We start from the raw sequence: 7,717 nt of genomic DNA on the forward strand, positions 1-7,717 counted from the left end.
GCTACTTCAAGGCGGTGCACTATGGCCCGATATCTGCTCCTCCGATTAGGCGACGCCATACCAACTCTGTTCCTGGTATTGACGCTGGTCTTTGTTGCAATGCGCATCCTGCCGGGCGATCCAGCCTTGGCGGCCCTGGGGGACGCGGCGCTGCCCGAGCAGTTGGCCGAGTTCCGGGAGCGCATGGGCCTGAACGTGCCGCTCTGGCAGCAGTACTTCAACTTCCTGGGCGGCGTGCTGACGCTCGATTTGGGGCGGTCGCTGCTTTCCAACACGCCGGTGCTGACGCTGATCGCACAGAACCTGCCATATACCATCGAGCTTACCATGGCGGCCATGCTGATGGGCATTGTAGCCGGCATACCGCTGGGGGTGGTCGCAGCGACAAACCGCAACAAGACGCCCGACACCGGGGTGCGGCTGTTCTCGCTGATCGGGTATGCGATTCCCGACTTCTTCCTGGGCGCGCTGCTCCTCATCACCTTCTCGCTCAATATGGGCTGGTTCCCAATCAATGGGGCGGGTACCGACTTCGTCAGTCGCGTGCACCACATCTTCCTGCCAGCGCTAACGCTTGCCTTCGTCAAGGCCGCCTTCCTCGGCCGCTTGACACGCACCAGTCTGCTCGAAGTACTCGGCAAGGACTATGTCCGCACGGCGCGGGCCAAGGGCGCCAAGGAAAACCGCGTCATATACCAGCACGGCTTGCGCAATGCGATGCTGCCCGTCTCCACCGGCCTCGGCCTCAGTCTGCTCTCTACGCTGTCGGGATCGGTGGCGGTCGAATTGGTGTTCAACCGGCCGGGTATCGGGCGCCTGCTGATCGATGCCATCGCCGAGCGCGACTATGCCGTCATTCAAGGTGGCGTCCTGGTGTTTGCCGGGTTCGTGGTGCTGATCAACCTGTTGATGGACCTTGTCTATGTCGTCATCGATCCACGTGTGCGGGTGAAGTAGGATGTCCGTGATTGCAGAAGAGACCGCCCGCGTTCTGCCGGCCGAGCCCAGTGCCCTCGAAAAGGTCAGAAAGATCCTGTTTGGACGACTGGACACCATGTTGGCCACAGGCATCATTGTCGTCTTTGTCCTCATAGCGGTCCTGGCGCCCTTTCTTGCGCCTTATGATCCGCTGGCCCAGTCGATTCTCAAGATTAACCGCCTGCCCAGCAGCGAAAACTGGCTCGGCACCGATCAGTTCGGCCGGGACGTCTTGAGCCGCCTGATCTATGGCTCGCGCAATTCGCTGCTTTTCGGTTTTATTTCACCGGTGCTGGCCGCCATTTTTGGAACCCTACTGGGCGTCATCGCCGGCTACTTCGGCGGCATCATCGACCGGCTGATCTCACGCGTCATCGACCTGCTGCTTGCCTTCCCGGAACTGCTGCTGGCCATCCTGATCGCGGCCGTGCTGGGCGGCGGCTTCTGGAATATCATCGCCGTCATCACCGTCGCCTTCATTCCCGGCTTTGCCCGTGTGGCCCGCGCACAGACCCTTTCGGTCAAGCAGGAACCCTATGTCGAGGCGGCAATCGCGGTCGGCGTGCGGACGCCCATCATCATCGTGCGCCACATCATTCCAAACATCATGGCGCCGATCGTTGCGCTGATGACGCTGTGGGTTGCCTCGGCCATTCGCATTGAGGCTTCGCTGAGTTTCCTGGGCATCGGCACACGCGCACCCAACCCCAGCTGGGGCAACATCATCCGGGACGGCCTCAACAGCCTGTTCGGTTCGCCCTGGCCGATCATCGGTGCCGGTGTGGCCATCACGCTGGTGGTGTTGTCCTTCAATCTGGTCGGAGACGCCATTCGCGACGCCCTCGACCCCTCGACGGCCCGATAGGAGAACGACATGCACGCCACTAGCGCTGTCGGCACCGAACGCGTCGCGCCCAAGGCAGGACAGGGATCCGTCCTGTCGGTGCGTGACCTCAAGACGTCGTTCCTCACGTCGCGCGGCTGGGTCGAGATCGTCAACGGGATTTCCTTCGATATCGACGCTGAAGAAACCCTGGCGGTTGTCGGAGAGTCCGGTTCCGGCAAGTCTGTCACTGCCCTGTCCATCATGCGCCTGCTCGACCCGGAGATGAGCCGCGTGGAGGGTTCGGTCCGGCTCGCGGACCGCGAGTTGCTCACCCTCAGCCCTGCGGAGATGCGCTCGGTCCGGGGCCTGCAGATGGGCATGATCTTCCAGGAAGCCATGACCAGCCTCAATCCGCTGCAGACGGTAGGCAAGCAGATCGCCGAGGTTCTGACCATTCATGACCGGTATTCGGGGCAGGCCGCAATGAAGGAGGCTGAGCGCCTGCTTGACCGAGTACGCATCCCCGCTGCGGCCTCGCGTCTCAACGACTATCCACATTCCCTTTCCGGCGGCATGCGCCAGCGCGTGATGATTGCCATGGCGCTCGCCTGCAAGCCCCGGCTGCTGATCGCCGACGAGCCGACCACGGCGCTCGACGTGACCATACAGGCGCAGATCCTGCAGCTCATCAAGCAGTTGCAGAAGGAAGAGGGTATGGGGGTGCTCTTCATCACCCACGATATGGGCGTCGTTGCCGAGGTGGCGGACCGCACCGTGGTGATGCTGGAGGGCAGGGCGGTCGAATCCGACACCACCGAGGCGATATTCGAGCGGGCCAGGAACGGCTACACGCGCGCCCTCATAGCGGCCGTCCCCAAGCTCGGGCAGGGCAGCGAGAACGGCCCGCAGCATTTCCCCACATTGGACCGCAAGACCGGTATCGTAGCAGCGGCGCGTGAGCGCCCTGATACGGTCCGCCGCGAAGGTGAGCCGGTATTGAGCGTGCGCAACCTGGTCAAGCGCTTCGATATACCGGGAGGTTTGTTCAGCGGCCCCTCAGGCCGTGTGCATGCCGTCGAAAAGGTGTCGTTCGACCTGCGGGGCGGCGAGACATTGGCTCTGGTCGGGGAGTCTGGCTGCGGCAAATCCACGACAGGCCGCGCCATCATGCGGCTGATCGAGCCGCAGAGCGGCGAAATAAGCATCGAAGGCACAGATATCAGGGCGCTGGACAAGGAACGCATGCGCGACATGCGGCGCCACATTCAAATGATCTTCCAGGATCCCTATGCCAGCCTCAATCCGCGCATTTCGATCGGAGACGCCATTGCCGAGCCGTTCCTGACCCACAAGCTCGGCACGAAGGCCCAGGCCCGCGAAAAGGCCATGGACCTGCTCGAGCGCGTCGGGCTTAGCGCCGACATGGCAAGCCGTTTTCCTTCGCAGTTTTCCGGAGGTCAGCGGCAGCGCATCTGCATCGCGCGAGCCCTCTCGCTCGAACCCAAGGTGATCGTGGCCGATGAAAGCGTCTCGGCGCTGGATGTTTCGATCAAGGCGCAGGTCGTCAACCTGATGATGGATTTGCAGGAGCAGTTCGGTCTGTCCTACCTGTTCATCTCCCATGATATGGCCGTGGTGGAGCGTATCAGCCACCAGGTGGCGGTAATGTATCTCGGCGAGATCGTTGAGTGCGGACCGGTCAGGGCTGTGTTCGGCAACCCTCAGCATCCCTATACCAAGCGTCTCATGGCAGCCGTTCCGGTGCCCGATCCGAGCCGTCGCAAGCAGCTGCGCCCGGTCAACAATGAAGAAGTCAAGAGCCCGATCCGCCCGGTGGACTATGTGCCGCCCGTAAGGGAATACAGGGAGGCTTCCCCTGCGCATATCGTTCAGGTCTGGGGCGACGACTGGAAGGTCTGACGCCTCAGTTCCTTAAGGCTGCATCCACACAAGGGAAATTTTTCATGACGTTTCGCGCGCTCGTCAGCAACCGCCACGAGGATGGCGAGGTGTCCTCGACCATCGAGACCCTCTCCGATGAGCGTCTGCCGGAAGGCGATGTAACGGTGGACGTTGAATGGGCCGACCTCAACTACAAAGACGGCCTCTGTCTGACGGGTGCCGGCGGGCTCGTGCGCAATTATCCCCATGTTTCCGGCATCGACTTCGCCGGCACGGTGCGCAAGAGCGCCGATGCGCGTTACGCCGTCGGCGACAAGGTGGTCCTGACGGGCTGGCGCGTCGGGGAAAATCATTGGGGCGGATATGCCGAGCGTGCCCGCGTCAACGCCGATTGGCTGGTGCCTTTGCCCGAGGGCATGACGACGCGCGATGCGATGATCGTAGGCACTGCAGGTCTTACGGCCATGCTGGCTATCGACCGGCTGGAAGCGGCAGGTCTCGTGCCAGATGCGGGCGAGGTGCTCGTTACCGGCGCGGCCGGCGGTGTGGGCACGATTGCGCTCTCGCTGCTCGCGAAGCTGGGCTATCACGCGGTGGCGCTTTCCGGACGCCCGGAACACGCCGAGAGTTTCACGGCGCTTGGCGCCAGCGCCGTTCTCCCCCGGGACGAATTCCTCGCTCAGCCTGATAAGCCGCTGGAATCGGCGCGCTGGGCGGCTGCCATCGACAGTGTGGGCGGCAAGATCCTGGGAAAGCTGCTCAAGCAGGTCAAGTACGGCGGTGCCGTTGCTTCCATTGGCAACGCCGGGGGTATCGACCTCGATACCAACGTGCTGCCCTTCATCCTCCGGGGGGTGACCCTGGCCGGCATCGACAGCGTCATGCAGCCTTACGGAGCACGCGTTGCCGCGTGGTCGCGCATCGGCGAAACCTTTGATTTCGGCGGGTACTCGGCCCTGGTTGAAGAAGTTCGCCTCGAAGATCTCCCCGAGGCCGCCAAACGCATCCTTGCCGGGCGGATCAAAGGCCGAGTTTTGGTCAGGGTCCGCGAGACCCAATGACGCTGATCATTGCCCACCAATATGGCGAGCGCCTGGCGTCGTCCATTGTGGAACGGCTGCCCGAGGGTGTGACGTTCACCGCCCTCGGCGCCACCGCAGATACAGCCTGGCAGGTGCCGATGGAGGCCGAGGTGCTCCTGATCAACCAGGAAAGCGCCGTAGTAGGACTTCACAAGGACATGTCCCAGCCGCCGGGATGGCCATTCCACCTGCGCTGGGTTCACCTGCGCTCGACGGGACTGGACAAATACCCCGACTGGCTTTTCACCGCGCCGCGGGTCACCGTGACCCGCGGCGGCTACTCGGTCCCGATTTCGGAGTTTGTCCTTGCGGCCATGCTGGCCTTCGCCAAGGACATCCCCCGGGTATGGGCGAGGAGCCGCACCGACTGGCATCAACATAGGCTGGCTGGTCTCGAGGGCAGGACGCTTGGTATTGTCGGATTCGGAGCGATCGGCAAAGCCATCGCTCGGCGGGCGCTCGCTTTCGATATGACCGTCATCGGCATGAGGCGGTCGCCAGGCCCCAGCGGCGTGGCAGGCGTCGACATCGTGCCTTTGGACGATCTGCTGCGGCGTTCGGACCATGTCGTCGTCTGCACGCCGCTCACGGACGAGACGCGTGGCATGATTGACGCCAGGGCATTTGCCGCCATGAAAGCCGGCGCCCACCTTCTCAACGTTGGCCGTGGCCCTGTGATCGATTCCGAAGCCCTGCGACTGGCGCTGGACTGTTCACTCGGCGGTGCGACGCTCGATGTGACCGATCCTGAGCCGCCGCCGGACGGGCACTGGCTCTACCATCATCCCAAGGTGAGGGTGTCGCCACACATCTCCGGCAGTTCACCCGAGACCAAGGGCAGGATCACCGCATTCTTCCTTGAGAACCTCGAGCGCTATCGGCGTGGAGAAGAGTTACTCGGACTGGTCGACAGGACCCTTCGCTACTGATCCGCCGTCTCCAGTCAATCCAGTGTTGTAAGAGGATTTTGCCATGCCAGTCTGGCTCAAGCGCGGTAAGGATGTTGAGGAGCGGGCCGCGGCCGATCGGCAGGTTCGCGCCACTGTCGAATCCATTCTCGCCGATATCGAGAAGCGGGGCGATATCGCCGTGCGGGAACTTTCGGTCAGGTTCGATAATTGGGATCGAACCGATTTTCGGCTGAGCCGGCAAGAAGTCGACGACTGCCTGTCGCAACTGACCGACCAGGACCTGCGCGACATCGAATTCGCCCAGACACAGGTGCGAAATTTCGCGCAAAAGCAGAAAGCCACCATGCTGGAGCTGGAGGTGGAGACACTGCCGGGCGTAACGCTGGGCCACAAGCATGTGCCGATCAATGCTGTGGGCTGTTATGTGCCGGGAGGTAAATACCCGCTCCTGGCGTCAGCGCACATGTCGGTGATCACGGCGAAGGTGGCCGGCTGCGACCGCGTCATCACCTGCGCGCCACCCTTCAACGGCAAACCGGCCGCCCCCATCGTCGCGGCGCAGGCCATGGCGGGCGCCGACGAGATCTACGTATTGGGCGGTATACAGGCCATCGGTGCCATGGCCATTGGAACCGAAACGATCGACCCGGTCGACATGTTGGTCGGACCCGGAAACGCGTTCGTGGCTGAAGCCAAGCGGCAGCTCTATGGCCGTGTCGGCATCGACCTCTTTGCAGGCCCAACCGAGACGCTGGTGATCGCCGACGAGACAGTTGATGGCGAGATCTGCGCCACCGACCTGCTCGGCCAGGCCGAGCACGGGCCGACGAGCCCGGCGATCCTGCTTACGAACTCGGAAAAGTTGGCCCGCGATACCATGGCCGAGATCGAGCGTTTGATCGCCATCCTGCCGACCGGCGAGATGGCCCGCAGGTCGTGGGAGGATTATGGCGAGGTGATCCTATGCGAGAGCTATGAGGAAATGCTGGCTGAGGCCGATCGCATTGCCTCGGAGCATGTGCAGGTGATGACCGACCGGGATATGTGGTTTCGGGACAGCATGACCAACTACGGCGCGATGTTCCTTGGCCCGCGCACCAATGTAGCTTTTGGCGACAAGGTCATCGGCACCAATCACACTCTGCCCACCATGAAAGCCGCGCGCTACACGGGCGGTCTGTGGGTGGGCAAGTTCTTGAAGACGTGCACTTGGCAGACAGTCACCACGGACGAGGCTTCCGCCATGATCGGGGAGTATGGCTCGCGCCTTTCCATGCTCGAAGGTTTCGTCGGCCATGCCGAGCAGGCCAATGTACGTGTGCGCCGCTATGGCGGCCGTAATGTGCCCTACGGTCAGCCGGCCAGCCCTCCTGTCAGGGCGGCCGAATAGGGTGGAATGCCGTGCTTCGGTGGGACCGTGGCGGACTTTAGTGGTGTGGCGGTACCGCCGGAGCCTCTACCTGGATCCGTCACCGTTTCCGCATCGTGGGAATCCCCGCGCGAACAGATGATTGCGCCTGCAGGTGCCGGTACATCGGTTCTCGAACTTATCTTGTGAGGCCCTGTGACCGACTATCTCGAACGCTCCGGCCTGCGGGTCGACGCTGACCTTTGCGCCTTCATCGAAACGGAAGCCGCGCCGGGCACCGGCGTTGATCTGGATGGCTTCTGGCGTGGATACGCCGACCTGGTTGCCAGCCTTGGCCCCCGAACTGCCGAACTTCTGGCCGAACGCGACCGTCTGCAGGCGCTGATCGATGAATGGCACCGCGAGCGACGCGGAAAGGACTGGGATGCGGTCTCCTACAAGCGATTCCTGAAGCAGATCGGCTACCTCATCGAAGATACCGCTCCGCTCACCATCGAGACGGTCGGTGTCGACCCCGAGATCGGGTCGTTGGCAGGGCCCCAACTCGTGGTGCCGGTGATGAACGCCCGTTTTGCCCTCAATGCCGCCAATGCCCGTTGGGGGAGCCTGTACGACGCTCTCTATGGCAGCGACGCAATCCCGGATGAAG

General features: G+C 62.7%; 6 protein-coding genes and 1 pseudogene. All 7 read left to right on the forward strand.

The window, feature by feature from the left end; translation table 11 throughout:
• Nucleotides 1-21 precede the first annotated feature (21 nt).
• Nucleotides 22-957 carry an ABC transporter permease gene (locus QQK18_RS14375; RefSeq protein ID WP_284341014.1) on the forward strand — a complete coding sequence of 312 codons (936 nt, stop codon included), beginning with the start codon at nt 22-24 and terminating at the stop codon, nt 955-957.
• A 1-nt stretch (nt 958) separates the two neighbouring features.
• Complete coding sequence (locus QQK18_RS14380) at nt 959-1,843, forward strand: ABC transporter permease (RefSeq protein ID WP_284341015.1); 885 nt, start codon at nt 959-961, stop codon at nt 1,841-1,843.
• 9 nt (nt 1,844-1,852) lie between these two features.
• Complete coding sequence (locus QQK18_RS14385; protein WP_284341016.1) at nt 1,853-3,724, forward strand: ABC transporter ATP-binding protein; 1,872 nt, start codon at nt 1,853-1,855, stop codon at nt 3,722-3,724.
• Nucleotides 3,725-3,768: 44 nt separating this feature from the next.
• Complete coding sequence (locus QQK18_RS14390; protein WP_284341017.1) at nt 3,769-4,767, forward strand: oxidoreductase; 999 nt, start codon at nt 3,769-3,771, stop codon at nt 4,765-4,767.
• Nucleotides 4,764-5,717, forward strand: coding sequence for an NAD(P)-dependent oxidoreductase (locus QQK18_RS14395; RefSeq protein ID WP_284341018.1), 954 nt, complete (start codon nt 4,764-4,766; stop codon nt 5,715-5,717). The genes QQK18_RS14390 and QQK18_RS14395 overlap by 4 nt, the downstream gene beginning before the upstream one ends.
• A 43-nt stretch (nt 5,718-5,760) precedes the next feature.
• Entirely contained in the window at nt 5,761-7,089 is a 1,329-nt protein-coding gene (gene hisD / locus QQK18_RS14400; protein WP_284341019.1) for a histidinol dehydrogenase, read from the forward strand.
• Between the two features lie 174 nt (nt 7,090-7,263).
• Nucleotides 7,264-7,717 (forward strand): annotated as a pseudogene (locus QQK18_RS14405) (malate synthase G); the annotation flags it as partial.

The organism is Devosia nitrariae (genome assembly GCF_030160115.1).
GTDB lineage: Bacteria > Pseudomonadota > Alphaproteobacteria > Rhizobiales > Devosiaceae > Devosia > Devosia nitrariae.

Coding starts and splice junctions, on each gene's coding strand:
- QQK18_RS14395 (WP_284341018.1), top strand. CDS start 4,764: ATGACGCTGATCATTGCCCACCAATATGGCGAGCGCCTGGCGTCGTCC.
- QQK18_RS14375 (WP_284341014.1), top strand. CDS start 22: ATGGCCCGATATCTGCTCCTCCGATTAGGCGACGCCATACCAACTCTG.
- QQK18_RS14380 (WP_284341015.1), top strand. CDS start 959: ATGTCCGTGATTGCAGAAGAGACCGCCCGCGTTCTGCCGGCCGAGCCC.
- QQK18_RS14385 (WP_284341016.1), top strand. CDS start 1,853: ATGCACGCCACTAGCGCTGTCGGCACCGAACGCGTCGCGCCCAAGGCA.
- hisD (WP_284341019.1), top strand. CDS start 5,761: ATGCCAGTCTGGCTCAAGCGCGGTAAGGATGTTGAGGAGCGGGCCGCG.
- QQK18_RS14390 (WP_284341017.1), top strand. CDS start 3,769: ATGACGTTTCGCGCGCTCGTCAGCAACCGCCACGAGGATGGCGAGGTG.